Source organism: Devosia sp. ZB163 (genome assembly GCF_028613635.1).
In the GTDB taxonomy this organism is placed as follows: domain Bacteria; phylum Pseudomonadota; class Alphaproteobacteria; order Rhizobiales; family Devosiaceae; genus Devosia_A.
Window position 1 is genome coordinate 942,181 of the sequence record NZ_JAQRMY010000001.1, and the last position, 26,524, is coordinate 968,704.

24 protein-coding genes are annotated in these 26,524 nt (G+C 67.0%); 14 read left to right on the plus strand and 10 right to left on the minus strand.

Annotated features, from left to right (window positions below; genetic code table 11):
* Positions 1 to 16: 16 nt before the first annotated feature.
* The 8 genes from PRN20_RS04885 to PRN20_RS04920 form a co-directional block, all read right to left on the minus strand.
* Positions 17 to 1,774 (minus strand): ABC transporter substrate-binding protein, encoded by a 1,758-nt coding sequence (locus tag PRN20_RS04885; RefSeq protein ID WP_273955944.1) that lies wholly within the window; start codon positions 1,772 to 1,774, stop codon positions 17 to 19.
* A gap of 113 nt (positions 1,775 to 1,887) precedes the next feature.
* Positions 1,888 to 3,072, minus strand: coding sequence for an enolase C-terminal domain-like protein (locus tag PRN20_RS04890; RefSeq protein WP_273955945.1), 1,185 nt, complete (start codon positions 3,070 to 3,072; stop codon positions 1,888 to 1,890).
* 66 nt (positions 3,073 to 3,138) lie between these two features.
* Positions 3,139 to 3,444, minus strand: coding sequence for an L-rhamnose mutarotase (locus PRN20_RS04895; protein WP_273955946.1), 306 nt, complete (start codon positions 3,442 to 3,444; stop codon positions 3,139 to 3,141).
* Between the two features lie 14 nt (positions 3,445 to 3,458).
* Positions 3,459 to 4,223 (minus strand): IclR family transcriptional regulator, encoded by a 765-nt coding sequence (locus PRN20_RS04900; protein WP_273955947.1) that lies wholly within the window; start codon positions 4,221 to 4,223, stop codon positions 3,459 to 3,461.
* A gap of 456 nt (positions 4,224 to 4,679) precedes the next feature.
* Complete coding sequence (locus PRN20_RS04905) at positions 4,680 to 5,606, minus strand: nucleoside hydrolase (protein ID WP_273955948.1); 927 nt, start codon at positions 5,604 to 5,606, stop codon at positions 4,680 to 4,682.
* A gap of 96 nt (positions 5,607 to 5,702) precedes the next feature.
* Complete coding sequence (locus PRN20_RS04910) at positions 5,703 to 6,032, minus strand: L-rhamnose mutarotase (RefSeq protein ID WP_273955949.1); 330 nt, start codon at positions 6,030 to 6,032, stop codon at positions 5,703 to 5,705.
* Between the two features lie 15 nt (positions 6,033 to 6,047).
* The gene (locus tag PRN20_RS04915; RefSeq protein WP_273955950.1) at positions 6,048 to 7,154 is read right to left on the minus strand and encodes a mandelate racemase/muconate lactonizing enzyme family protein; all 1,107 of its coding nucleotides are present in this window, start codon (positions 7,152 to 7,154) and stop codon (positions 6,048 to 6,050) included.
* A gap of 13 nt (positions 7,155 to 7,167) precedes the next feature.
* Positions 7,168 to 8,205, minus strand: a complete 1,038-nt coding sequence (locus tag PRN20_RS04920) for a GntR family transcriptional regulator (RefSeq protein WP_273955951.1) — start codon at positions 8,203 to 8,205, stop codon at positions 7,168 to 7,170.
* Between the two features lie 144 nt (positions 8,206 to 8,349).
* On the opposite strand from PRN20_RS04920, the gene PRN20_RS04925 reads away from it, so the two are divergent.
* From PRN20_RS04925 to PRN20_RS04940, 4 genes are all read left to right on the plus strand, one after another.
* The gene (locus PRN20_RS04925; protein ID WP_273955952.1) at positions 8,350 to 9,378 is read left to right on the plus strand and encodes a sugar ABC transporter substrate-binding protein; all 1,029 of its coding nucleotides are present in this window, start codon (positions 8,350 to 8,352) and stop codon (positions 9,376 to 9,378) included.
* An 88-nt stretch (positions 9,379 to 9,466) separates the two neighbouring features.
* Positions 9,467 to 10,480 carry an ABC transporter permease gene (locus PRN20_RS04930; RefSeq protein ID WP_273955953.1) on the plus strand — a complete coding sequence of 338 codons (1,014 nt, stop codon included), beginning with the start codon at positions 9,467 to 9,469 and terminating at the stop codon, positions 10,478 to 10,480.
* A complete protein-coding gene (locus tag PRN20_RS04935; protein WP_273955954.1) occupies positions 10,477 to 11,433 on the plus strand; it encodes an ABC transporter permease in 957 nt (318 codons plus the stop codon). The genes PRN20_RS04930 and PRN20_RS04935 overlap by 4 nt, the downstream gene beginning before the upstream one ends.
* Positions 11,434 to 11,436: 3 nt before the next feature.
* Complete coding sequence (locus PRN20_RS04940; protein WP_273955955.1) at positions 11,437 to 12,984, plus strand: sugar ABC transporter ATP-binding protein; 1,548 nt, start codon at positions 11,437 to 11,439, stop codon at positions 12,982 to 12,984.
* 19 nt (positions 12,985 to 13,003) lie between these two features.
* Here the strand turns inward: PRN20_RS04940 and PRN20_RS04945 are convergent, their stop codons facing one another.
* Positions 13,004 to 13,444, minus strand: a complete 441-nt coding sequence (locus tag PRN20_RS04945) for a hypothetical protein (RefSeq protein WP_273955956.1) — start codon at positions 13,442 to 13,444, stop codon at positions 13,004 to 13,006.
* 298 nt (positions 13,445 to 13,742) lie between these two features.
* Between PRN20_RS04945 and PRN20_RS04950 the strand changes: the two genes are divergently transcribed.
* Positions 13,743 to 14,948, plus strand: a complete 1,206-nt coding sequence (locus PRN20_RS04950) for a mandelate racemase/muconate lactonizing enzyme family protein (RefSeq protein ID WP_273955957.1) — start codon at positions 13,743 to 13,745, stop codon at positions 14,946 to 14,948.
* A gap of 38 nt (positions 14,949 to 14,986) precedes the next feature.
* Here the strand turns inward: PRN20_RS04950 and PRN20_RS04955 are convergent, their stop codons facing one another.
* On the minus strand, positions 14,987 to 15,820 hold the full coding sequence (locus PRN20_RS04955) for a GNAT family N-acetyltransferase (protein WP_273955958.1): 834 nt from the start codon (positions 15,818 to 15,820) through the stop codon (positions 14,987 to 14,989).
* Between the two features lie 79 nt (positions 15,821 to 15,899).
* Here PRN20_RS04955 and PRN20_RS04960 point away from each other — a divergent pair, with 79 nt between their 5' ends.
* The 9 genes from PRN20_RS04960 (at position 15,900) to PRN20_RS05000 (ending at position 26,508) form a co-directional block, all read left to right on the plus strand.
* Positions 15,900 to 16,064, plus strand: coding sequence for a hypothetical protein (locus PRN20_RS04960; protein ID WP_273955959.1), 165 nt, complete (start codon positions 15,900 to 15,902; stop codon positions 16,062 to 16,064).
* Between the two features lie 10 nt (positions 16,065 to 16,074).
* The gene (kdpF, locus tag PRN20_RS04965) at positions 16,075 to 16,161 is read left to right on the plus strand and encodes a K(+)-transporting ATPase subunit F (protein WP_273956777.1); all 87 of its coding nucleotides are present in this window, start codon (positions 16,075 to 16,077) and stop codon (positions 16,159 to 16,161) included.
* A gap of 112 nt (positions 16,162 to 16,273) precedes the next feature.
* Positions 16,274 to 17,983: a potassium-transporting ATPase subunit KdpA gene (kdpA, locus tag PRN20_RS04970; protein WP_273955960.1), complete on the plus strand. Its 1,710-nt coding sequence runs from the start codon at positions 16,274 to 16,276 to the stop codon at positions 17,981 to 17,983.
* Between the two features lie 7 nt (positions 17,984 to 17,990).
* Complete coding sequence (kdpB, locus tag PRN20_RS04975) at positions 17,991 to 20,039, plus strand: potassium-transporting ATPase subunit KdpB (protein ID WP_273955961.1); 2,049 nt, start codon at positions 17,991 to 17,993, stop codon at positions 20,037 to 20,039.
* 9 nt (positions 20,040 to 20,048) lie between these two features.
* Positions 20,049 to 20,627 (plus strand): potassium-transporting ATPase subunit KdpC, encoded by a 579-nt coding sequence (gene kdpC, locus PRN20_RS04980; RefSeq protein ID WP_273955963.1) that lies wholly within the window; start codon positions 20,049 to 20,051, stop codon positions 20,625 to 20,627.
* The gene (locus tag PRN20_RS04985) at positions 20,627 to 23,317 is read left to right on the plus strand and encodes a sensor histidine kinase (protein ID WP_273955964.1); all 2,691 of its coding nucleotides are present in this window, start codon (positions 20,627 to 20,629) and stop codon (positions 23,315 to 23,317) included. Before kdpC ends, PRN20_RS04985 begins: the two co-directional genes overlap by 1 nt.
* A complete protein-coding gene (locus tag PRN20_RS04990; RefSeq protein ID WP_273955965.1) occupies positions 23,314 to 23,997 on the plus strand; it encodes a response regulator in 684 nt (227 codons plus the stop codon). The genes PRN20_RS04985 and PRN20_RS04990 overlap by 4 nt, the downstream gene beginning before the upstream one ends.
* A 349-nt stretch (positions 23,998 to 24,346) precedes the next feature.
* On the plus strand, positions 24,347 to 24,805 hold the full coding sequence (locus PRN20_RS04995; protein WP_273955966.1) for a hypothetical protein: 459 nt from the start codon (positions 24,347 to 24,349) through the stop codon (positions 24,803 to 24,805).
* Between the two features lie 74 nt (positions 24,806 to 24,879).
* On the plus strand, positions 24,880 to 26,508 hold the full coding sequence (locus PRN20_RS05000; protein ID WP_273955967.1) for an MGH1-like glycoside hydrolase domain-containing protein: 1,629 nt from the start codon (positions 24,880 to 24,882) through the stop codon (positions 26,506 to 26,508).
* The last annotated feature ends 16 nt before the right edge of the window (positions 26,509 to 26,524 follow it).

Below are 26,524 nucleotides of genomic sequence, written 5' to 3' on the forward strand. Positions count from 1 at the left end.
GGAGGAACGCTTCGGGTTACTGCGCGCCGGTCGGCTGCAGGGTGTGGATCACCACGTTGAAGGCTTCCCACGGGGTGTAGGGCGCCACATAGGCGTTCTCTGCGGACGGCCAGCCGGTCCAGTAGGTGTTGTTGAAGGTCACCACGTGGAATTCCTCGAGCAGGTCGATCTGCGGCAGGTCGCGCAGGGCGATGTCGAGGGCCGCGACGGCGTCCTTCATGTAGGCCGAGTCAGGATTGGTGTCGGCGACGACGCTTTCCATCCGGTCGATGATGGCGTCGTACTCCGGGTTGGAGTAGCGGGTGGCCGCCACCGCGTTCGGGATGTTCGTGCCCTCGGGACGAGCGAACTTGCTGTGGTAGTGCTGCAAGGTCTCGAGCGGCTCGCTGAGGCTGCCGCAGTGCACGAAGATCATGGTGTCGAAGTTGCCCGATTGGATGTCCGGCAGCCAGGTGTCGTCCACCGGGGCCTGTACCGCATCGAAGCCGGCGTTCTTGAGCTGCTGGGTCAGCGGCGCGAGGATGGGCTGGATGAAGGCCGGCGTGCGGACGTTCACGGTGACGGGCTTGCCGTCCTTGGCCCAGACGCCGTTGGCATCCTTGGCATAGCCGCCCTTGGCCATGTACTCGTCCACGAGCTCCTGCGAGGGATTGTGGAGGTTGTACTTGTCCAGCACTGCCTGCAGCGGGCTGCCTTCGCCGAGCCAGGTACCGGCCATGTAGCCGGAGAAGGCGTAGGTCACGACCTTCTGCGAGCCCTCGTAGCCGATGTCGTTCAGCTCGTCGCGATCGATCGCGTGGTTGATCGCGTAGCGCAGGTTGACGTCGTTCCACGGCGCCCGGAGCTGGTTGAACACGAGCGAGTAGTCGCACCCGTCCGGAGCACCCCAGTTCGGCCCTTCGGCGTTCCACGAGCTCAGCTTGTCGTTCTGGGCGCGTGCCGCCTCGAACGTGCCGATGAGCAGCTGGCGCCCGCCGTCGATCTGGTTGGCGATGTGGAGCTGGCCCATGGCGTCGTCGCTCGAAACCGGCACGAGCATGATGCGCTTGGGCGCCGGCAGGTCCTGGAAGCCGGTCTTGGCGCCCCACCAGTCGTCGCGGCGATCGAAGATCTCCTGCTGGTTGCTGGACAGCACCAGCTTGTAGGCGCCGGTGCCGAGCGGCCAGCCCTTCTCCAGGTCGTAGTTGGTGAAGGCGACGATATCCTGGCCTTCCCAGATGTGCTTGGGCAGGGTGGGGTAGTGGTTCTCGTGCCCGAGCGCGAGGAAGTCGCGGACGAAACGCGGAGCCGGCTTGGTGAAGTTGATCGTCAGGTTGTGCGCGTCGGTGACGGTGACGTCCTTGACCCACTCCTTGAAGGCCGACGAAGCGCCGATTTCCGCCGGTGCGTCGCGCAGGGCCTCGAGCGTGAACTTCACGTCATCGGCGCTGAAGGGCTGTCCGTCGGACCATTCGACGCCCTCGCGCAGCTTGATGGTCGCCGACAGGAAGTCAGGCGCCAGCTCGTAGCTCTCGCCCTGCCAGGGGATGATCTCGCCCGTGGTCAGGTTGGTGTAGAACAGCATCTCGTTGACGGTGAACTGCATCGCGTCGCGCTGGTGCGTGATCGACGACACGTAGGGGTTCCAGTTCTCGATGTTGGCGAACTGGGCCGGCTGGTCGCCCCATGGGGTCAGCACCAGGGTCTCGTTGCGCGGCATGTCCGCGACCTGCGCGAATGCCGTCGAACCCATCAGCAGCGCGAGCGCGCTGCCGAGCAAGAGTGCACGTTTCATCTTTCCTCCTTGGTCGTTCCCTCGACCGCTATGGTTGTTCGGGCCGCTGGCAGTTTCTTCGCACCGTCCAGCGACCCAACTCTTCGTTCCGGTTGCGCTCCGCGAAGCGCCCCCTAGAGGGCCATTTCCTCGATGGCCTTCTTGGACAGGCCGTGGCCGAAGCCCGGCTCGTCGCTGACGACGACATAGCCGTCCACGGGGACCGCCATGCCGGGGTAGTTGTTGGTCTGCTTGAGCGGGATGCCGGGGGCCCCGCCGACGAAGAACTCGCCCCAGCGCGAGTTGGGCGCCGAGTAGTTGAAGTGCTGGCCGTAGGGCGTGTTCATGCCGGCGTGGCAGATCACTTCGAGGCCTGCGGCATCGGCGATCGAGGTGATCTTCTGCACCGCCGTGAAGCCGCCGACCCAATTGATGTCGGGCTGGAAGATATCGACGACGCGATCCTTGGCCGCCTCGAAGAAGGTGTAGGGCGTGTACCAGTGCTCACCGGTGGCGAGCGTCTGCCACGGCAGGCGTTCGCGCAGCGCCTTGTGCGAGGTGTGATCCTCGGGGATCAGGCAGTCTTCCATCCACTTGAGGTTGAACGGCTTCAGCCGGTGCGCGAGACGCACTGCGAACTCGACGTCGAAGGCCATCCAGCAATCGAGCATCAGCTCGACATGCGGGCCGATCAGCTCGCGCGCCTTGCCGACGAAGGCTTCATTCTTGTCGAGCGCCTCGAGGCCGTCCGCCGTGCCGTAGGGGCAGGCCAGCTTGGTCGCCTTGAAGCCGAGCTCCATGTGCCAGTCGGTGTCGTTGCCCGTGGCGTAGCAGAACTGCTTGTCGCGAGCGGCGCCGCCGGCGAGCTCATATACCGGCAGCTTCAGCACCTTGCCCTTGAGGTCCCAAAGCGCGAGGTCAATGCCGCTGATGGCGTAGGAGGCGAGGCCCGACGAGGAATAGGGCGACGTGATGCGCATCATCATGTCCCACAGCTTCTCGGTGGCGAGCGCGTTCTCGCCGTTGAGCAGCGGGCCGATGTGGTCGTTGATCAGGCTGATGGTCGGCTGGCCGTAGCCGGTGACGCCGAAGCCCCACGAGCCGTCGTCGGCGGTGACGAGGACGCCGACTGCCGGGAAGCTGCCGAGCCAGCTCGAGCGCAGCGCCTTGTAGCGCGGATAGCGCGACATCGGGTTGGCGACCTCGGCGTCCTTGGTCCAGGGCGGACGGCGCGCGGTGCTCTTTTCCTTGTTCTCGTCGTAGGTGCCGCCTGCAATCGGGTTGGTGATGGCAAAGGCTTCAATACTCTTGATCTTCAATTCTCACTCCTCATGGCGCGGCCCTGTCGTGCCGGCTCACCTAGAATTTCGTGTCGGCGCCGTCTCTCAATCGAGCCGGAACATCTCTTCGACGGGCCACGATTTCGGGCGCGCGTCCGGATAGGTCTCCATGTGCGGCTCCATCCACGTCCACCACTTGAGCACCACCGGATCGATGCCGTCGGTCTGCGAGGGCGCGTCGTCGGGCTTTTCGAGGTAGGCGAACAGCAGCAGCTCGTGGCGGTAGATGGTGTAGTTCGAGACGCCCTGGCTCTTGAGCAGGGCAACCATCTCGGGCCAGATCTCGTCGTGCTTGCGCTTGTATTCGGCCTCCTGGCCGGGCTTCAGTTTCATGACCCACGCCGAACGCATGGCTTCCTCCTGTTTCACTGGTCCTTGAGCGGCGGCCACGCGCCGGCATAGCCGAGCCTCTGGCTGACCTGTCCGCATGCTTCGTTGAGCCGGGCCACCAGGGGCACGATCACGTCGCCCGGTGCCTTTCGCGACGGGCCCGAGATGCTGATCGCCGCAACCGGTCGACCGAGCCGATCGATGACCGGGACCGCGACGCAGAAGACGCCGACGACGAGTTCCTGGTCGTCGATCGCGTAGCCGCGCGCCCGGATCTGGCTCAGTTCGTCGAGCAGCGCATCGGCATCGACGATCGTGTGCTCGGTGAAGCGGGTAATCGGCAGGCGGGCGATGCGCTCGCGCTCGGCCTCGGGCAGGTAGGCGAGCATGGCCTTGGCCGAACCGCCGCTATGCAGCGGTCCACGTGCACCGACGCGCCAGTCGAGCTGCATGCGGTCGTTGCCGCGCACCTTGTCGACGCACACGCAGCCATCGCCCGAGAGCACGTTGACGTTGACCGTTTCGCCGAAGGCGCTGGCCATGGCCTCGCAGTACGGTCGGGCGAGACGGTGGATGCCGATGCCCTCGAGCTGCAGGTCGACGATGCCGAGCAGCCGGTGGGCGAGCCGCCAGGCGCCGCGGGCGTCACGCTCCACGACCTCCTCGGCGGCGAGATCGTTGAGGAGCCGATGGATCGAGCCGACGGGCAGCTCGAGCGCCGACGCCACGGCGCGCACGCCGAGCGCTTCCTTCTTGGCGAGGAGATCGAGCACCTGGATCGTGCGCCGGACAGTCGACATCGCGGCTAGCCCTCACGCCCGGTGAGGCAGCGTGGTGCCGGTTGCAGGGCGCAAGATTCCATCGTCCGCGAACCGGCTGTTGTGCCGGCCCGACAGGATAAATCCGATCGCATTGAAGTTCTCCTCGGCCGCGCCCCGTGGTGTTCCACATTTGGAATGCGACGTTCCAAGTCTGAGGAAGTACTCCATGCTCGTCAATGCTTTAGGTGTTCGACTTTCGACGGACGGATGCCTGGGCGCGTGACAGGAGTTGGCAATTTCAGTCAGAATTTGCCTGCAGGCCGCACCGCGCAACCTGAGGAACGTAAGTCAGCCAGCGCCCCAACGGCGGCATCGAGTCGCAAAAAGGTGTCGCCTCCCTCCCCCTTGGCGGGGGCGAGGGAAGGGGCGTCCGGATCACCGATGGCAGGGAGGGGACAGCGCCTGTCGCGCTGCCCAGTCGCAGGTCCTGCTGCTCTAGAGCTTGCCCGAAGCCGTCGCCGCCCGGAGCTTCGTGATGAAGTCGCGCATGATGGGCGTGCGGTTGACATAGGTGACGTAGCGCATCACGTGCCGCGACCGGTCGGCGCTGTACGTAACCTGGTCGGTGAGGACCGGCGTCGGCACGAGGACGCTCGGAGTCCAGCTGTCATCGAGCACCCACGCGACCGCCGCCATGTCCCAGATCTCCTTGGACCAGCCCATGTGGTCGTCGCCATATTCCTTGAACCGCATGGCGAGGAACTTGCCGATCTCGCCGCACGGTTCGACGTAGTGCTCGATCTCCGGCACCGTGCTGTGAAGGTGCGACGTCACGCCCATGCAGGGCACGACCACCAGCGGCACGCCGCTGTCGAACAGCACCTGTGCGCCGCCCACATCCTGCCTGAGGTTGAACTCGCGCTGGTGCGGCCACTCGAGCGCATGCCCGCCGAGCCAGACGACGACCGTGCGGTCGATGATGTCAGGCGCCTTGAGCAGCGCCGAGGCGACGTTGCTGATCGCGCCGATGGCGATGACGTAGAGCGGATCGTCGATCGAGCCGGCCCGCGCCCGGGCGATGAGATCGTCCACCGCTTCGGCCGGCCGCGCCACCTTTTGCGGCCCGACATAGTCGGTGACGCCGCGGAAGACAAAACCTTCGCCCGGTACGTTGAGCCGCTTCAGCAACTCGAGGATCTCGCCGTAGCTCAACTCCATGCCGTGACCCGGCCCGTCCGAGCGCGAGTTGTGGAACGGCGCGGCGTAGATCGCCTGCAGGTCGATCCGCTCGGGCGACAGCACCGCCTGCACCAGCGCATACTGGTCGTCGATCTCGTTGTAGGTGTCGGTATCGAGCACCGCACGCAGCCGGCCGGCTCGCGGGGTCAACAGTTTCAGCCGGTCGGCATCGGACAGGGGCACGTCAAAGGTCTCCTCTTAGTCGGCCCATTGTTGCGGTGCACGGCCGCAACCGGGCTCTTGATGGTCGGCGGCCCGCCCTCCCGGCGGGCCCTCCCCTCACTCGGTGTGGAACACTTCCTCGAGGCCGGCCCACCACTCGCCCTCGGCGCGCGTGTCGAGCGGCTTCTGCAGCGGCGAGCAGACGGCCCACCATTCCTGCGTGCGCGAGTCCTTGGCCATCTCCGCCATGTCGGCGTCGTGGTCGGTGCCGACATACTCGTAATAGGCGAACATCACGTTCTCCGGCTCGCGCAGGAAGATCGTGTAGTTGCGGATGTTCGAGTTCTCGATCTGCTTGAGCACGTCGGGCCATACGGCCGCATGCAGCCGCTTGTACTCGGCAATCGCCTCGGGCCTGAGCCCGATCATCGAGCCATAGCGCTTCATCCTGTTCTCCTCGTTTCAGGTGATGGTGGCCCGGCTGCCATCCATGGCCATGCGGTCGATCGCGGCGAAGTCCCAGTCGATCCCGAGGCCCGGCTCGGACGACGGAATGGCGCGACCATCGCGGATGGTCATGGTGGTGCCGGTGAGTTCGTCGAGCTGCGGGATGTACTCCACCCAGCGTGCATTCGGGATCGCGGCGCAGAGCCCCACGTGCAGCTCCATCAGGAAATGCGGGCAGACCGCGATGTTGAAGGCCTCCGCCATATGCGCAACCTTGAGCCACGGCGTGATGCCGCCGACCCGACCGACATCGACCTGGACGATCGAGCAGGCGTGGCGCTCGAGATACTCGCGGAAATGCATCGCCGAGTAGAGGCTCTCGCCCACCGCGATCGGGATCGAGGTGTGGTCGACGAGCCGCGTATGCCCCGAGATATCCTCGGCAGTCAGCGGCTCCTCGAACCAGCCGATATCGAGCGGCTCGTAGGCGCGCGCTCGCCGGATCGCCTCGTCGACATTGAAGCGCTGGTTGGCGTCGGTGAAGATCTCGAAACCCTCGCCCACTGCCTCGCGCACGGCGCGGATGCGCTTGACGTCCTCGTGGATGGGCCGCCCCACCTTCAGCTTGCAGCCACCGAACCCGTTCGCCTTGGCCCGCAGCGCATCCTCGACCAGCGCCGAGGTCTCGAGATGGAGCCACCCGCCTTCGGTCGTGTAGAGCGGGATCGATTCCTGCGCCCCGCCGGCAAGGATGTGCAGCGGCAGCCCGAGCTTGCGCGCCTTGAGGTCCCACAGCGCCGTATCGATCGCCGCGAGCGCGATCGAGGTGATGGCGCCTGTAGTGGTGGCATGCGTGAGGAACAGCAGGTCGCGCCAGATCCGCTCGATCTCCATCGCCTCGCGTCCGATCAGCGCCGGCACGAGCGTGCGCCGCAGCAGCTCCATCACCGAGTGTCCGCCGGTGCCGATGGTGTAGCTGTAGCCCGTGCCGACGGCGCCATCGCTGTCCGTGATCCGGACGATCGGGGTCTCCTGCGACACGAAGGACTGGATCGCGTCGACCCGTTTCACCTTGGGCACGAGGTCGACCAGCAGGATTTCGACGCGGGTGATCTTGCTCATGTTCGTAGTCCTGTCAGTCGGCAAGGATGAGATAGGGCGGGCGGATGCTTTCGGGGATCGGCGGCAGCTGCGAGAGCATGTCGAGACACGGTGCCAGCGAGCGCCTGAGGTGCGCCTCGAGCGCTGCCGCGGCCCCATCGACATCCTCGTCGAGCAGCGCGCGGTACACCGCCTCGTGGTCGCGCATCATGTTGCCGATCTCGGCCGAGTTCTGGAAGTCGGCGAAAGTCGAATGTGTCACGAGGATCAGGCGCTGGCTGCGCTTCAGTGCCGCGAGCAGCACCGGGTTGGGGCAGGGCGCCAGCGTATGGGTATGGAGATCCGCCTCGACCCCCTCGAGCTCCAGCGGCGCGACCGGCGGGCCGCTGATGCGAGCGACCCGTGCGAGCCGCGCCTCGAGATCGGCCCGCTTCAGCATCGGGTAGGCCTGGCGCAGCGCCTGCGGTTCGAACAACCAGCGCATCTCGAAATGCCGGGCGAAATCCTCGGCGGAGAACGGTCCGGCATACCAGCGCTTGTTGCTGTCCTGCTCGATCACGCCGGCGAGTTCGAGCTGCGCCAGCACCTCGTGGGCGATGGTGCGGCTTACGTCGTAGGTCTGTGCCAGCGCGCTCTCGTTCAGCATGAAGCGGCCATAGCCGAGGCAGCCTGCCACTGCATGCTCGACCTCGGGGTAGATCTGCTCGCGCCGTGTAGGACTGGCGGTGCCCGCGCCCACCCCTTCGGGCAACACGAGGCCGGCTTCGACGAGGTCCATGCGCAGCGGCTCGCTGCCGCCCGGCACGAGATAGCCGCGCCCTCCGAAGCTGTCGACCAGCCCCTGCTCGGCAAGCTCCGCGAGTGCCGCGGCGGCAGGAATGCGGCTCACTCCGAACAGGCGTGCGATGGCAGTGGGGCCGACGACGAGGCCCGCGGGCAGGCGCCCATCGAGCAGATGGTCCCTGAGCACGCCGTGGATCGTCGCATAGAGCGGCGCCGGACGCGCGCCCGTGGCTTCGACCGCCCGCGTCGCGCTGAGGCGCGTCGGGTTTCCCTCTCTGGCGTCGGTCATTCGTTTCAACTCCCCGTCCACACAAGTCCGCATGCCGGGCAAAAAGTCAACTAACGAATATTGCGTGCGATATCCGATCGTGTTACCGATTGCTCGTTCGGTGACGCCCGGAGGGAATGTGGCGTGCCGACGAGGGAGGATTTCATGAACATCATTTCGCGCGGCGGTCTCGCCGCCCTGCTGGCGTGCTCGGTTGCTTCTGCCCCGCTCGCGGCGGTCGCTTCCGACAACCGGATCGTGCTGACGCCCGGTGGCCCGCACCCCTATTTTGCACCGTGGGAACAGGCCGCGGCCGATGCGGCCAAGGACTTCGGCATCGCCGCCGTCGAGTACAAGGTCCCGTCCGAGTGGAAGCTCGAACTGCAGACCGAGCTGGTCGAAAGCTCGGCCGCCCAGGGCTACACCGCCTTCGGTATCTTCCCGGGCGACGCCGTCGGCGTGAACTCGGTGGTGGGCGAACTCAAGTCCAACGGCATCCCGTCGGTGGCTCTGGGCGGCTGCGCTCAGGATCCGACCGACATGGCTTTCTGCATGGCGACCGACGTCTATGCCTCGGCCTATCTCGGCACCAAGTCGCTGATCGAAGCCATGGGCGGCAAGGGTGCGGTCGTGCATCTCGCCGGCCTGCTCGTCGACCCCAACACCACCCTGCGCGTGCAGGCAGTTGAGAAGGCCGTCGCCGAGACCAATGGCGCCGTCACGCTCCTGCAGACTGTCGGCGATACCGACAACCAGGAGCAGGGCGACCAGAAGATCAACGCGCTCCTCGCCGCGCAGAAGGACCAGATCGGCGGCATGATCGCCACCGGCTACATCTCGTCGGTCGTGGCTGCCACGGCGCTCAGGAACCTCGGCGACAAGCGCATCAAGTTCATCGGCATCGACGACGACAAGATCGTGCTCGATGGCATCCGTGACGGCTTCGTCGCCGGCACCATGGCGCAGAACCCCTATGGCCAGGGCTATATCGGCGCCTACGCGCTCGATCTGCTCGCCGGCGGCTGCACCGTGAAGGCCGATGCGCCCTTCATCCAGACTCCGCAGACCGCCCGCTTCATCGACTCGGGCACGCTGCTGATCTCGGCCGACAACATCGACTCCTATGGCGACGACCTCAAGAAGCTGACCGGCGAACTGCAGGCCAGCTTCAAGGACAAGTTCCTCGCCTGCTGACCTCTTTGGCCGGCCTCCGGCGGACAGCGATTGTTCGCCGGAGCCAGCCGTTGCATCCTCATCCCAGAGTTCTAAGCGTGAGTCCGGCATGACCGTGCAGGAACCTATCGCCGCGCCGTCTTCGAAATGGTCCCTCTCGGGGCTCCTGTTGCGCGGCTCCACCCAGTTCGGCCTGCTCGTCATCCTCGTGGTGATGTGGGTGGTGCTCTCCAGCATTGCGCCGGGCTTCCTGTCGCGCTTCAACCTCAACAGCCTCGGCCGCTCGGTCGCCATCGACATCGTCATCGGCTTTGCGCAGATGGTCGTGCTCGCCACCGGCGGCATGAACCTCGCGGTCGGCGCCATCGGCATCTGCTCGGTGATGGCCTTCGGCTACCTGCTGCAGGTCCTCGGACTACCCATTCCCGTCGCCATCGCGGCGACCCTGCTGATGGGCGCGGCCATGGGCTGGCTCAACGGCATCGCCATCGTCAGGACCGGGGTCAACAGCTTCGTCGTCACCCTCGCCAGCGCCAGCCTCTTTTCCGGCGCCATGCTCATCCTCACCCGCGCCGTGCCCTACAACGCGCTGCCCCCGGCCATCGGCGAGTTCGGCAAGGCGGCGGTCGGACCGGTTCCGGCCCTCCTGATCGTCGCCGTCGCCATCGGCATCGCGCTCTACGTCCTGTTCAGGCACACCGTGCTCGGCCGCGAGCTTCTCGCCGTCGGCGCCAGCGAGCGCGCGGCGCAGATGTCGGGCGTGCCGGTCGGCCGCACCATCACCATCGCCCATGTCCTCTCCGGCATGCTCGCCGCCGCCGCCGCCATGATGCTGACCGCGCGCCTCGCCGCCGCCATGCCGTCCGTTGCCGGTGACGACTGGCTGCTGCCGTCCTTCCTCGCTCCCGTCATCGGCGGCACGGCGCTGGCCGGCGGGGCCGTCTCTGTGATCGGCACCGTGCTCGGCGCACTGCTGGTCTCGACCATCCGCTCGGGCCTGCTCATCCTGCAGGTGGGCAATTTCTGGCTGCCGCTCTTCCTCGGCGCCTTCCTCCTCGCCGCCATCCTGCTCGAGCGCTATCGCGCCCTCCTGGTGCAGCGCCATCGCACGAGGAACGCATGAACGAGCTCTTCTCGCGCGTCATCAGGGTGCAGTGGTCGGGCCTCCTCGCCGTCTGCATCCTCGCTGTCCTCGCGCTGACCATCGTGTCGCCGAACTTCCTCTCCGAGTACAACGCCTTCGTTTTCCTGCGCAGCCTCTGCGTCTCGCTGCTCGTCGCCTACAGCCAGATGGTGATGCTTGGCGTGGGGCAGATGAACCTCTCGATCGGCGCGCTGGGCGGGCTCGTCGCCGTGATCGTCGGCGGTCTGATGGATGCCTGGGGCGTACCGACGCTCCCGGCCATCGCCATTGCACTCGCCGCCGGCGGCGTCGCCGGCCTCGTCAACGGCTGGCTCACCGTGCGCACCGGCATCAACGGCTTCATCGTCACGCTGGCCACGGGTTCGGCCTTCGCCGGCATCAACCTCGGCATCACCAAGGCCATTCCGTTCTACAACCTGCCGGCCGATTTCGTCGCCTTCGGCAATGGCCGCCTGGGCCCGATCCCGAACCTTCTCATCGTGCCCTTGATCGTCTCGGTGCTGCTCGTCGTCTTCTTCTCGCGCACCGTCACCGGCCGGCACATGCTGGCCGTGGGCGGCAACAGCCACGCCGCCGAACTCTCCGGACTCTCGCCCAACAAGGCGATCATCGAGGCGCATGCGCTCTCGGGCCTGCTCGCGGCGGCCGCCGGTATTCTTGCCGTGGCCCAGCTCGGCTCGGCCCAGCCCAGCATCGGCGCCGACTGGCTTATCATCTCGTTCGCCGCGCCCATCATCGGCGGCGCGAGCCTCGCGGGTGGGTCGATCTCGATCACCGGCACGCTGCTCGCCGTCGTGCTGATCGGGCTCATCCAGAACGCCATGGTGCTGCTGCAGGTCGACCCCTACTGGGTCACGTTCCTGCTCGGCGCCCTGATCCTCGCGGCCGTCTGGCTCAATCGCTATCGCGCCGTGCGCGTCGGGGAGGACTAAGCCATGGGTCTCCTCGTCGAACAGGCCAGCAAGTCCTTCCCGGGCGTCCGCGCCCTCAGCAATGCCTCGCTCGAACTCGCCGACGGCGAGATCCATGCCCTGATGGGCGAGAACGGCGCCGGCAAGTCGACGCTCATCAAGATCATCACCGGTGTCCACCGCCCCGACGGCGGACGCCTCCTGCTGCACGGCGAGGAGGTCGCGTTCCACGCCCCGCGCGAGGCGATCAATCGCGGCATCGCCGCCGTCCACCAGGAGCGTAACCTCATCCCCCGCTTCTCGGTCGCCGAGAACCTGATGCTCGAGCGCCTGCCGACATCGCGCGGCCTCGTCGACTTCGCGGCCGTCGAACGCGAGGCCAGAAAGATGCTCGAGCTTGTCGGGCTCGACATCGATCCGCGCATCGAGGTGCGGCGGCTGAGCGTGGCGCAGATGCAGATGGTCGAGATCGCCAAGGCGCTCGGCCACCGGGCCCGCGTGCTGCTGCTCGACGAGCCCACTGCCTCGATCAGCGACAACGAGGCCGAGAGCCTCTTCCGCCTCGTGCGCCAGCTGAAGGCGCAGGGTACGGCCATCCTCTTCGTCAGCCACAAGCTCGAGGAAGTGCTGTCGCTCTGCGATCGCGTCACCGTGCTGCGCGACGGCGAGACCACGCTCGCGGGCGCCAGCATGAAGGGCATGGCGCGCGGCGACCTCATCGAGGCGATGATCGGCCGCAAGGACCGCGCCGTGGTCGCCCGGCACCGCTCCGTCGCGGCCAACCCGGTCGTGTTCGAGGCCCGCGGTGTCGCCACCGCCTTCGGCCACCGCGACATCGACCTGACGCTGCGCAAGGGCGAAATCCTCGGCCTCTACGGCCTCGTCGGCGCCGGCCGCACCGAACTGGCGCGTGCCCTCATCGGCAAGGACAAGGTCACCTCGGGCGAAGTGCGGATCAAGGACCAGCCGGTCCGCATCCGCTCGGTCGAGCAGGCGATCCGCCAGCACCGGCTCGGCTATGTCAGCGAGGACCGCAAGTTCGAGGGCGTGATCCTCGCCCACCCGATCCGCAGCAACATCGCCTCGACCGTCTGGAACCGCATCGCCGCGGCGCTCGGCTTCATCACCGCAAAGCGCGAGGATCGGGTCGCGATGCCGCTCGCCACCCAGCTCGAAATTCGCACGCCCAACCTCGACCAGCTGGCGGGCAACCTGTCAGGCGGTAACCAGCAGAAGGTGTCGCTCGCCAAATGGCTGGCCGCCGAAGTCGACGTGCTCATCATCGACGAGCCGACGGTCGGCATCGACATCAAGACCAAGGGCTACTTCCACGAACTCATCACCGGCCTCGCCGATGGCGGCCTCTCGATCATCCTGGTCTCGAGCGACATGCCGGAGATGGTGGCGCTGGCCGATCGCATCCTCGTCATGCACGACAAGCGCATCGTCGCCGGCTTCGACAACAGCCACGACTACGACACCGTGAGCCGCAGCATCATGGCTGCGATCCACGCTCAGTCGGGGGAAAGTGTCGAGAAGCCGGGGCAGGCCATGGCCGACGCCACGGCCTAGCCGCCGGTGCGATGGGGCTTCAGTCCGGGTGCCAGGAGAAAAGGCTTCCCGCCCAGGCCAGCAGGCCGCCGCCCGAAACGTGGCGGCGCAGCCGTGCCGCGAGGTTGCGGCCGGTCATCGTGCCCATGTAGTGGCAGTCGCAGAGCAGCCGGTGAGCATCCTCATCGGTCATCTCGAAATAATCGAGAGCGTCGCCGAGTCGGGGACCGGCGAGACCGTCAGCACGCAGCACCGGATCGCGATACGCGAGGGCGAGCGGTGTGTTGTCGCCGCCGTAATAGGCCCGGCGCTCGTCCTCCGGCAGGTATTCGATCCGATACAGCGCTTCCAGCGGGCCGGAATACCGATCGAGCAGATCGGCCCAGCGCGTGATCCGCTCGCGGCGGGTCAGCGGGGTCACTGGATTCGCGGCAACGATCGCAGCTGCCTGGCGCAGTTCTTCGGGGCTTTGATGCTTCATGACGTCCTCCGTGGGCTTGGCACAGCCGTTTCCGTGGGCGAATTGTGCATCCGGTGTCCGTGTGCCTGTTTGGCCCGCGGGGCGACCAGTGGCGCTTAGCCTGGCCCTGCATGCCCGACGACGTTGCCCCCCAAAGTCGCCACAATCACGGCCAATCCCGAAGATGTGAGCGGACGCGAGGGGACCGTACGGGCCGATGGCGAAGCTGTGGGACTCGGCCATAGGAATCATTCCCCCCGACCGCCAAAAGCGGCTATACGCATGAACTGGTATGGTAGGGATTTTGAGGAGCTTCCCGTTGAAGATTACAGACCTGAAGTGCGCGATCATCGCCAACAGCCCGGTGATCCGCATCACCACCGATGAGGGCATCACCGGTTGGAGCCAGATCGAGACCCCCAAGCCCTACGTGAAGCCGCAGGTGCTCCAGCTCAAGGACTGGATCGTCGGCCAGGACCCGCGCGACGTCGAGCGCGTCATGCGCCGCATCCGCGTGCGCGGCGGCTTCAAGCCGTTCGGCTCTGCCGTTTCGGCGATCGAGCATGCGCTGTGGGACATCGCCGGCAAGGCGGTCAACGCCCCGGTCTACCGCCTGCTCGGCGGCAAGGTGCGCGATCAGGTCCGCACCTATCGCACGCTCTACCAGGCCGAGGTGCCCGGCGGCGCCGACCACACGCCCGAGGGCTACAAGCGCTGGGCCGAGTACGGCAAGTCGCTGAAGGGTGAGTTCACCCTGTTCAAGCTGCCGACCGCCTTCCACTCGTCCATGGTCCGCGACTTCCCCGACTACTTCTACGGCGAAGTCCAGCACGATGCGCCGTTCCCGTACCCGCACAAGGGCACGATGACCAAGGAAGGCTTCGACCACCTCGTCGCCTGCATCACCGCCGCCCGCGAGACGCTCGGCAAGGGCTACAACACCGCCGTTGACGCCGGCCCGGGCTTCATGCCGCTCGATGCACTGCGCCTCGCCAAGGCCGTCGAGCACCTGCACCTGATGTGGATCGAGGACTCGGTCACCGGCGACTACAGCCCTTACGTGAACCCCGACGTCTACAAGGACGTGACGCATCACACGACGACGCCGATCCACACCGGCGAGCAGATCTACCTGCGCCAGCACTACAAGCAGCTGATCGAAAGCCATGCGGTCAACGTCATCGGCCCCGATCCCTGCGACATCGGCGGGCTCGCCGAGATCAAGTGGGTCGCCGAGCATGCGGACCTGCACGGCATCGCCATCGCGCCGCACGGCACCGCCAACGGCATCCTCGGCCTCGCCGCGCTGATCCAGGTCTGCGCCACCATGCCGGACAACCTGATCGCCTTCGAGTACCCGGCCCGCTTCGAGCCGTTCTGGTACGACATCACCGAAGGCTTCGACGGCATGCCCGTGAAGGGCGGCCTGATCGACGTGCCGGATCGCCCGGGCCTCGGCGTCAACCTGATCGCCAAGGAAGCCAAGAAGTATCTCGAGGAAGGCGACGAGGACTTCTTCGACTGATCGACCGAACCGGGGACGCCGCTGCGGCGGCGTCCTCCTCAGCCCAGCTCCAGCGTGGTGATGCCGAACACCTTGCCGGCGTCGACCACCGGGGCAGGGCCCCGGTACATCCGGGCCGTCGTGAAGCCCGGCGTCATGCCCAGGGCGACGAGCGCATCGCGGAAATGCGGCTGCGTGACCGGCACATCGATCTGCACCGGCCCATCCGCCTCCGCCACGAGATCGGCGAGAATGGCGAGCGCCGCGTCGCCGGAGCCTGCGAATAGCGGCCCGATCTTGCAGTCCGCCACGCAGCGACGCAGCACCCCGTAGCCCACGAGCCTCCCGCCCTCCATCAGCGCCCGGAACACCCGCGGCGGCTTGATCCAGGTTGCAAGGAACGCGCGACGCTCCTCCGGAAAGCAGACCCGGTCGAGCGCCGCGATCTTCTCGAACGATGCCTCCCCGACAGTTCGTCCCGCCGCCGCGCCCAAGTCCGGCCGCCCGCTGAGACGTACCGTCTCATAGGCCTTCACGAACCCCTTGCCGGCATAGTTCGCCTGCTGCTCCGGTACCCCGTCGAGCCCGATCGTGCGCCCTGCAAGCCGCGCCATGCCCGCATCCCACACGGAGCGGCCATGCCCGCGGCCCCGGAACTCGGGGCGGCAGATATAGAGCCCGATGAAGCCGAAACTCGCCCCGTAGCGGACCGCCGAAATACCGGCGACGAACGCGTCATCGACGAAAGCTCCGAGAAACCCCTCCGGATCGGCCGCGCGGAACGCCGCCGCGTCGCCGATGCCCGGGTTCCAGCCCTCCGCGGCCGCCCAGCCGACCAGCGTCGCGACCTCCGGTCCCGAGAGTGTGCGAACGTGCCGGCTGCCATCACTCATGCATCACCTCCGAACGGGGTGACGGCGACGGTAGCACTCCGGCTCAACCGCACAAGCAGCGCCCCCTTATGAAATCCTTATGTGCCTGCCCCGCCTTCGCAATCGAACCCTGAGGGGCCAAGCCCGACATATCCGCCAGTCTCAATCGTGGAGCGTCGACATGCTCGATCTCGTCTACCTGGCGCTCGGCGCCGGGATCCTCATCGCGCTCGGCATCTATGCCCGGGCCATCGGCAAGCTCTGAGGTGCAGCCCATGTTCGAGCTCGTTCTCGGTTTCGTCGTGGTTGCCGGGCTCGCGATCTACCTGGTCGTGACGCTCATCGCGCCCGAGCGCTTCTGAAGCGGGATCAGGAAAAGTTGCAGACTTTTCCGGTTCGATCCCGCGCCAACAGACAAGAAGGGTCCGCAGCAGCTTCCGGGAAGCTGATGCGGCCTAAGCGGAGTTCCTTCCAATGACCCTTATGGGATGGCTGCAGATCGGCCTCATGGTCGCTGCGGTCGCGCTGGTGGTCAAACCACTCGGCATCTACATGGCGCGCGTGTTCACGGGGGAGCGCACGTTCCTCACGCCGGTGCTCTCGCCCGTCGAGACGCTGTTCTACGGCATCTCCGGCGTCGACCGGAAACGGGAGCAGGGCTGGCTCGGCTACACCTTCGCCATGCTCGCCTTCGCCATCGCGGGTTTCGTCACGCTCTACCTGATCCTGAGGTTCCAGGATCTGCTGCCGCTCAACCCGCAGGGCTTTGCGGGCGTGGCACCGGACCTCGCCTTCAACACCGCGGTCAGCTTCGTCACCAACACCAACTGGCAGTCCTATGCGGGCGAGTCGACGATGAGCAATTTCAGCCAGATGGCTGGGCTCGCCGTGCACAACTTCGTCTCGGGCGCCACCGGCATCGCGCTGGCCATGGCGCTGACCCGCGCCTTCATGCGCTCGGGCGCCGAGACCGTGGGCAATTTCTGGGTCGATCTGACCCGGGCGACGCTCTACATCCTGCTGCCCATCGCCATTCTCATCACCATCGCCTTCATGGCCCTCGGCCTGCCGCAGACCCTCGATGGCTCGGTGACCGTGACGACGCTCGAGGGCGCGCAACAGACGCTCGCCATCGGCCCCATCGCCAGCCAGGAAGCCATCAAGCAGCTCGGCACCAACGGCGGCGGGTTCCTCAACGCCAATGCCGCGCATCCGTTCGAGAACCCCAACATCATCTCGAACTTCATCAACATCTTCGCCATGCTGGCGGTGGGCGCATCGCTGGTCTACTCGTTCGGCGAGATGGTGAAGAACCGCCGCCAGGGCTGGGCCATCCTCTCGGTCATGGGCATCCTGCTGCTCACCGGCATCTGCTTCATCTACTGGGCCGAAACCTACGGCAATCCCATCCTCAGCAGCCTCGGCCTCGATCCGTCCATGGGCAACATGGAGGGCAAGGAGGTCCGCTTCGGCCAGGCCGCGACGGCGCTCTACGCCGGCGTCACCACCGGTGTCTCCGACGGTGGCGTCAACGGCATGCACGGCTCGTTCACCGGGCTCGGCGGGCTCGTGCCGATGTTCCTCATCCAGCTCGGCGAGATCCTGCCCGGCGGCGTCGGCTCCGGCCTCTACGGCATGCTGGTGTTCGCAGTCCTCGCCGTCTTCGTCGCCGGCCTCATGGTCGGCCGCACGCCGGAGCTGCTCGGCAAGAAGATCGAGGCGCGCGAGATGAAGTACGCCATGCTCGCCGTCCTCGTCCTGCCGCTCTCGATCCTCGGCTTCACCGCACTGTCGGCCGTTCTCCCCTTCGCCGTCTCCTCGATCGGCACCGGCGGCCCGCATGGGCTGAGCGAGATCCTCTATGCCTTCACTTCGGCGACCGGCAACAACGGCTCGGCCTTCGGCGGCCTCTCGGCCAACACCCCGTGGTTCAACACCACGCTCGGCATCGCCATGCTGCTCGGCCGCTTCGCCTACGTCGTGCCGGTGATGGCGATCGCGGGTTCCCTCGTCACGAAGACCAAGGTGCCGGCCTCCACGGGCACCTTCCCCACCGACCGGCCGCTCTTCGTCGGCCTCCTCATCGGCATCATCCTCATCCTGGGCGGCCTGCAGTTCTTCCCCGCACTCGCCCTCGGCCCCATCGTCGAGCATTTCCTGATGCTCGCCGGCCAGACCTTCTGAGTTCAAAATGGCCACCAAAGCGAAAACCCTCTCGATCCTCGACCCGGCCCTCCTCGGGCCGGCCCTGATCGGCGCCTTCAGAAAGCTCGACCCGCGCCAGCTGGTCCGCAACCCGGTGATCTTCGTCACCGAGATCGTGGCCGTGGTCGTCACCATCATGTTCGTCCGCGATCTGCTGAGCGTGCCATCCGAAGCTGCCTTCTCCGGCCAGATCGCCGCCTGGCTCTGGTTCACCGTGCTTTTCGCGACCTTCGCCGAAGCCGTCGCCGAAGGCCGCGGCAAGGCGCAGGCCGACAGCCTCCGGCGCACCAAGTCGCAGCTCGTCGCCAAGCGGCTGAAATCGGGGGAGGGGATGGCCTACGACACCGTCCCCGCCACGGACCTGCGCATCGGCAACGTCGTCCTCGTCGAAGCCGGCGACATGATCCCCGGCGACGGCGAAGTGGTCGAGGGCGTCGCCTCAGTCAACGAAAGCGCCATCACCGGCGAGTCCGCTCCCGTCATCCGCGAGTCGGGCGGCGACCGCTCGGCGGTCACCGGCGGCACCACCGTCCTCTCGGACTGGATCAAGGTGCGCATCTCCACCATGCCCGGCGAAACCTTCGTCGACCGCATGATCGCGCTCATCGAGGGCGCCAAGCGCCAGAAGACGCCCAACGAGATCGCGCTCTCGATCCTTCTCTCGGGCCTGACCCTGGTCTTCCTCATCGCCGTCGCTACGCTCTCCGGCCTCGCCGCCTATTCGGGGACCATCGTCGGCATCACCGTGCTCGCCGCGCTCTTCATCACCCTCATCCCGACGACCATCGGTGGCCTCCTCTCGGCCATCGGCATCGCCGGCATGGACCGGCTCATCCGCTTCAACGTCATCGCCACCTCCGGTCGTGCCGTCGAGGCCGCCGGCGACGTCGATACGCTGCTGCTCGACAAGACCGGCACCATCACCTTCGGCAACCGCATGGCGACAGAATTCCTGCCCGTCCCCGGCGTCAGCGAGAAGGACCTCGCCGAGGCGGCCCAACTCGCGAGCCTCGCCGACGAGACCCCCGAGGGCCGCTCGATCGTCGCCCTCGCCAAGGCTGATTTCGATCTCGCCGAACGGGATGTCATCGCGCTCGGCGGCAAGCCCATCGCCTTCTCCGCCGAAACCCGCATCTCGGGCGTCGACCTCGGCCCCCGCTCGCTCCGCAAAGGCGCGGTGGATGCGATCCTTCGCTTCGCCGGCCTCGCCGCCGCCAACGCCCCGCAGGCGTTCAACGCCGCGGTCGAGGCCGTCGCCCGCACCGGCGGCACCCCCCTCGGCGTCGCCGACGGCAACCGGCTGCTCGGCGTGGTGCATCTGAAGGACGTCGTGAAGCCCGGCATCAAGGATCGCTTCGCCGAACTGCGTGCCATGGGCATCAAGACCGTGATGGTCACCGGCGACAATCCGATCACTGCCGCCGCCATCGCCTCGGAGGCCGGTGTCGACACTTTCCTCGCCGAAGCCACGCCCGAGCAGAAGCTCGACTACATCCGCACCGAGCAGAAGGGCGGCCGGCTCATCGCCATGGCCGGCGACGGCACCAACGACGCCCCGGCGCTCGCCCAGGCCGATGTCGGCGTCGCCATGCAGACCGGCACCCAGGCCGCCCGCGAGGCCGGCAACATGGTCGATCTGGATTCCTCGCCCACCAAGCTCATCCAGATCGTCGAGATCGGCAAGCAGATCCTCATGACCCGGGGCTCGCTCACCACCTTCTCGATCGCCAACGACGTCGCCAAGTACTTCGCCATCATCCCGGCGCTGTTCGTGGTGACCTACCCGCAGCTCAACGCCCTCAACATCATGGGCCTGACCTCGCCGAGGTCCGCGATCCTCTCGGCCATCATCTTCAACGCGCTCGTCATCGTCGCCTTGATCCCGCTCGCCCTGCGCGGCGTCTCCTACAAGCCGGTCGGCGCCGCGGCCCTGCTGCGCCGCAACCTGCTCGTCTACGGGCTCGGCGGGCTCATCGTGCCGTTCATCGGCATCAAGCTGGTCGACATTGTCGTCACGGCTCTCCATCTGGTGTGAGGCAACAAAATGCTGCAGTCCATTCGTCCCGCCATCGCCATGACCGCGCTGTTCACCCTGCTCCTCGGCCTCGCCTATCCCCTCGCCATGACCGGCATCGGCCAGACCGCCTTCCCGGCAGCCGCCAATGGCAGCCTGATCGTCAGGGAGGGGGTCGCCGTCGGCTCCGCCCTGGTCGGCCAGAACTTCAGCGAGCCCCGCTACTTCTGGCCGCGCCCCTCGGCCGCCGGCGCTGGCTACGATGGCATGGCCTCGTCGGGTTCCAACCTCGGCCCCACCAGCCAGAAGCTCAAGGACCGGACCGCCGAGACCGTCGCCGCGCTGCGGGACTCCGGCATTTCCGCTCCGCTGCCCGCCGACGCCGCCACTGCCTCGGGCTCGGGACTCGATCCCGACATCTCTCCCGCCTATGCTCGGCTGCAGGTGGCCCGCGTCGCTGCGGCGCGCGCGCTGCCGGACGATAGGGTAGCCCAGTTGGTCGAGCAGTCCGTCGAGACCCCGCTGTTCGGCTTCCTGGGCGAAGAGAGGGTCAACGTGCTGAAGCTCAACCTGGCGCTCGACGCACTGGCCTCCAGCCCGGCGAACTGATGGTTGCACACGACACCGAGCGACGACCCGATCCCGATGCCCTGCTGGCGCTGAGCGCCGCGGGGCAGCGCGGCAAGCTGACCGTGTTCCTCGGCGCCGCGCCCGGTGTCGGCAAGACCTACTCGATGCTCAATCGCGCCCGGCGGCTCAAGACCGCCGGGATCGACGTTGTCATCGGGCTGGTCGAAACGCATGGCCGGGCCGAGACGGCGGCCCTGCTCGAAGGCCTCGAGGTCCTGCCGCGTCGGACCGTCGAATATCGCGGGCACCAGCTCGAGGAGTTCGACATCGACGCCGCGCTGGTCCGCAAGCCCCAGCTCCTCGTCGTCGACGAGATGGCGCACTCCAATCCCGAAGGCAGCCGCCACCCCAAGCGGTATCAGGACATCGAGGAACTGCTCGGCGCCGGCATCGATGTCTGGACCGCCCTCAACATCCAGCATCTCGAAAGCCTCAGCGATCTCGTCGCCCACATCTCGGGCGTCGACGTGCGCGAGATCGTCCCCGACATCGCCTTCAAGAAGGCCGACGAAGTCATCCTCGTCGACCTGCCCCCCGTCGAACTGATCGAGCGGCTGAAGGAGGGAAAGGTCTACCTGCCCGAGAACGCCAAGCGCGCCATCGAGGGTTTCTTCCGCCCCGCCAATCTCACTGCCCTGCGCGAACTCGCCCTGCGCCGCACTGCCGACCGGGTCGACGACCAGATGGTCGACCTGCTGCGCCAGGGGGCCATCGAGGGGCCATGGGCGACGGCCGAGCGGCTGCTTGTCCTCGTCGGTGGCGATGCACTGTCCGAGCGCGTCGTACGCACGGCGAGCCGTCTCGCCTCCGGCCTCAACGCGCCCTGGACCGTCGTCTCCCTCAGCGGCCCGGATGATCCCCTCGATATCGCCGCCGCCGAACGCCTCGATGCCACCATGCGGCTCGCCGAGCGGCTTGGCGCCACCACGCTGAGGGCCACCGGCGAGGATTTCGTCACCGAGATCCTGCGCATCGCCCGCCGCGAGAACATCACCCAGATCGTCGTCGGCCGCCCGCGCCGTTCGCTGCTCGCCCGACTGACCCGCCGCGCCTTGCCGGATGAGCTGCTGGCGCGCTCCGGCGACATTAATGTCCACATCGTCGCCGGCGAGGAGGAGGAGCCGGACGAACTGGCGCTCGCCGGGTTCTCGATTGCCTCGCGCTCCACGCGCCGCTGGCTCATCACGCTGGCCACGGCCATTGGCGCAGTAACGCTGGCGACCTTGATCGGCACGTCGCTGACCGCCTTCATACCGCTGCAGAACGTCTCGCTGCTCTACCTGCTGGCCGTGGTCGTCTGCGGCGTATTCAACGGGCGGCTGGCGGCCATCATCGCCTCGGCACTCGCCTTCCTCGCCTACAACTTCTTCTTCATCGATCCCCTCTTCACCTTCACGGTGGCCGCGCCGCACGAGCTGTTCGGCCTCGTCATCTTCCTCACCGCCGCCATCTTCGCCGGTGAACTGGCGGGGCGTCTGCGCGAGCAGACCGAACGCGCGCGCCGCCAGGAGCGCGCGACCCAGATCCTCAACGACTTCAGCCGCAAGCTCTCGGGCTCGACGCGCCTCGATACCGTCCTCGATGCGACGACCGCCCATCTCTACGGAGCGCTCGGCATGGGAGCGAGCCTGCTCGTTATCGAGGAAGGCGAGCTGACGGTCGGCAGCATCTGGCCGCCCGACCTCACCCTCGATTCCACCGATCTCACTGCCGCTCGCTGGTCCTTCGACAAGCGCGAACCGGCCGGTCAGGCGACCGGTACCTTGCCCCAGATCGGCTGGCAGTTTCGTCCGGTCATGCAGGGCCGGCTCGCCATCGGCGTGCTCGGGCTGAAGCGGGATGCAGGCAAGGGTCCGCTCCTCCCGCACGAGGAGCAGGTGGTGCGCGGCGTGCTGGAACAGACCACCGTCGCCATGGACCGTGCCCGCCTCGCCCGCGAGAACATCCGCACCGCCGCCCTCGAGGAAAGCGAAAAGCTCCACTCGGCGCTGTTCGCGTCGCTGTCGCACGACCTCAAGACGCCGCTTGCCACCATTTCCGGCGCCGCCTCCAGCCTGCGCGAACTCGGCGACCGCATGGACGCCGACACCCGTGCCGATCTCCTCGCTTCGATCGAGGAAGAGGCCGGCCGCCTTGGCCGGTTCGTTGCCAATCTCTTCGACATGACCCGCATCGAGGCTGGTACCCTCAAGCCGAGGCGCGAGGGCCTCGATGCCGGGGACGTCGTGAACACCGCGATCGATCGCGCCCGCCGCCTCTATCCCAGCCACACCTTCGAGGTCAGCCTCGCGCCCGATCTGCCCGCCGCCCGCGGCGACGCCAACCTGCTTCACCAGGTGCTCTTCAATCTGGTCGACAATGCCTGCAAATATGGCGGCGAGAACGGGCCGGTGGCAGTGTTCGCACGAGGCGAGGGCAAGGACGTGGTGATCTCGGTGACGGATCAGGGCAAAGGCATTCCACCGGGGGAACTCGAGCGCATCTTCGAGAAGTTCTACCGCCGCACGCGTGACGATGGCCGCGCCGCCGGCACGGGGCTGGGACTTTCGATCGCCCGCGGCTTCATCGAGGCCATGGGCGGCACGCTCAAGGCCGAGAGCCCCGCGGCCCGCAAGCGCGGCACCCGCCTCACCATCCGGCTCCCCGCCGAGAACGGGGCCGGCCGGTGAGTGAAGGTCGCATCCTCGTCGTCGATGACGAACCCCAGATCCAGCGCTTCCTCAAGCCCGCCCTCACGGCTGCCGGCTACCAGCCCATCGAGGCGCTCACCGCAGCCGATGCCGAGCGGCTCGTCGCCACGGCCGCACCCGACCTCGTCATTCTCGACCTTGGCCTCCCCGACAAGGACGGCAAGGACGTGATCCGCTCGCTCCGCAGCTGGAGCAAGCTGCCCATCGTCGTCCTCTCCGCCCGCGACCGGGAGATCGAGAAGATCGAGGCCCTCGACCTCGGCGCCGACGACTATGTCGAAAAGCCCTTCGGCATCGGCGAACTGCTGGCCCGCATCCGGACCGCGCTCCGCCGCCGCGATGCCGGCAGCCTCGCTGCGAGCCGCTTCGAGGCGGACGGGCTCAGCATCGACTTCGCTCGGCGCATCGTGCTGCGCCAGGGCGAGCCGGTCCATCTCACGCCCAAGGAATACGATCTCCTCAGCCACATGGCGCGACACGTCGGACTGGTGATGACCCATCGGCAATTGCTCAATTCGGTCTGGGGCCCGGCCCATGTCGAGGACGTGCACTACCTGCGTGTTTTCATCGGCCAGCTGCGCACCAAGATCGAGCGCGACCCCGCCCAGCCGGCCCTTATCCGCACCGAGCCGGGTGTCGGCTACCGCTTCGCGCAGTAGGTGTGTGAACCGTTCCAAATTGCGTTGACAGTGCCGCCGCCGCTGTTGAAAACTCGCCCTCTCTGAGAGGGACAAATCCCCCAGGATCGGCCGGAGACACGTCATGGGCCCAGGGTACTAACCGGGCGGCCCAGCCGGGGTATGCGGTAAAGCGTGCGCTACGCGCAACTTCTGTGGTCGGACCGCTAGACCAACCGCCACTGCTTGTTGCGACCTTCTGTGGGACCCATCCCAGGTTCAACCGCGCGGTCCCGGTTGTTGGCAGGTTGTGTCCTCACTCCTTCCGCATCGCTCCGCACCGAATTCCCGAGAAGGGAAAGGTGGATTTGGCGTTGGAAGGACGCAGTCGATGAACCAGCAGGTGGGTGCGAAACCCGCACTGACCGACATGGAGGAGTATCTGTTCGACCTGAACGGATACCTGGTCCTCAAGGGTGCGCTCACCCCGCAGCAGGTCGCCGCCTGCAACGCCACCTATGACGAGATCGAGGACGCCGCGAAGTCGATCAAGGGCCGCGGCTGGTGGGGCAATGTCGCTGTCGACAATTCCGGCCAGCAGGAGGCCATCGAGTGCCGCCTCGAGAAGGGCGACGCGCTGCTCTTCGTCGATGCCATCGCGCATGGCTCGGCGCGCCGCACCAACCCCGGCAACCGCCGTATCGCAGTCTATCGCTACGGGCCGAGCTGGGGCCATTTCCGTCTGCACTACCGGCCGAGCCCGGAACTGCTCGATCGCCTCCCCCCGCGGCGACGCGGTCTCGTCTACCCGCACGGCGAAGTCGTCCTGCCACCCGGCCGCGCCGCCTGACACTGCACCAGATCCGGGCGTCGCGGGCAACGCGGCGTCCACCGGGCCAATGTGCCCAAAGCGAAAGGTTCGCTATGCTCGCGAGGCTACGTTCCGAAGATATCGTCGAATCCGCCCCCCGGACGGAGGCTGCCGATGCTGCGCTGCTCGATGAGTGGCGGGCATCGGGCGTGCGTTTCGTCTCCTCGTCCGAACGCCAGCAGTCCCGCTACGATCAGGCCGTGCGCGAGTTGCTCTCCTGCATCCGCCCGGCCGGCACGTCGGGTCCCATCCTCCATGAGGGTGGCATCTATGCCGGCTGCTGGCTCGAAAGCACCGGCACCATCAGTGCCGAGCTGTTGAGCCGCTTCCTCCCCAGCGTCGCCGAGCGCACCTTTCTCGCCTTCGCCGACAGCCAGCGCGACGACGGCCTGTTCCCCTACAAGCTCACCGACGACGGCCCCGTCTTCTCGCAGATCCAGCTCGTCAGCCCGCCGGCCCGATCGGTGTGGACGCACTACCGGCTCCACGGCAACGACCACGTCTTCCTCGAGCGGATGTATGGCGCGCTGGCCCGCTACGACGATTGGCTCGCCCGCTGGCGCAACACGCGCCAGACCGGCGCCGTCGAGGCCTTCTGCGCCTATGACACCGGCCACGACCTCTCCCCGCGCTTCTGGCATGTGCCCGACAGCCCCCATCGCAACGATCCCGTGCGCCACGATCCGGCCAATCCGATCCTGCCCTTCATCGCCCCGGACCTCACCGCCGCCGTCGCCTGCGGGCGCGAGTACCTCGCCGCCATGGCCGCCGACCTCGGCGAGTCCGACAGCGACTGGCACAAGAAGGCGTTCGCCAGCGAAAGGGCACTCTTCCGCCAGTGCTGGGATGACGAGGACGGCTTCTTCTACGACCGCGATTCCGAGGACCGCTTCGTGCGCGTGCAATCGGACGTGCTGCTCCGGGTCGTCGCCGCCGAGATCGGCAGCCGCGAGTTCTTCGACGGCATCCTCGAGCGCTACCTGCTCAACACGCGCAAGTTCTTCGCCAAGTATCCCTTCACCTCGATCGCCCTCGACGATCCGCGCTACGACCCCGGCTACGACTACAACAGCTGGGCCGGTCCCTCCAACTTCCTCAGCCTCATCCGCGCGCCGCATGCCTTCGAGCATCACGGCCGCCATGTCGAGCTGACCTGGGCGATGCAGCCGACGCTCGCGGCGCTGTTCCGCGGCACGCGCTTCCCGCAGACGCTGCATCCCCACACCGGCCGCGAGGGCTTCACCGAGACCTACTCGCCGGCCATCCTGTGCATGCTCGATTTCGTCGAGCGCCTGTGCGGGATCATGCCGCGCACCGACGGCACGCTCTGGTTTACCTGCCTCACGCCGGCACAGATCGAGCATCGCGACCAGGTGCACGAGACAGGCTATGCCCGCACCGTCGACGGCCGCGCCTTCGAGCTCGTCAACACCGAGCAGGGCAGCATCGCCTATCGCGACGGCAAGGTGCTGTTCGAGGCGCCCCGCGGTGTCCGCGTCGTCACCGACAGGCGGGGGGAATTGCGCAGCCTCATCGGCATGGTGGCGCACGGCGTCGATGGCGTCCTGCGCTTCGGCAACACGAGGATCGAGTTCAACGCGGCCGCCAACGAGCGGCTGTGTCTGGAGGAGGGCCGGCTGGTGAGCGTCGATGCGCCCGGTCTCGTTCCACCAACGTACTGATCATCAAGCGCAAGAG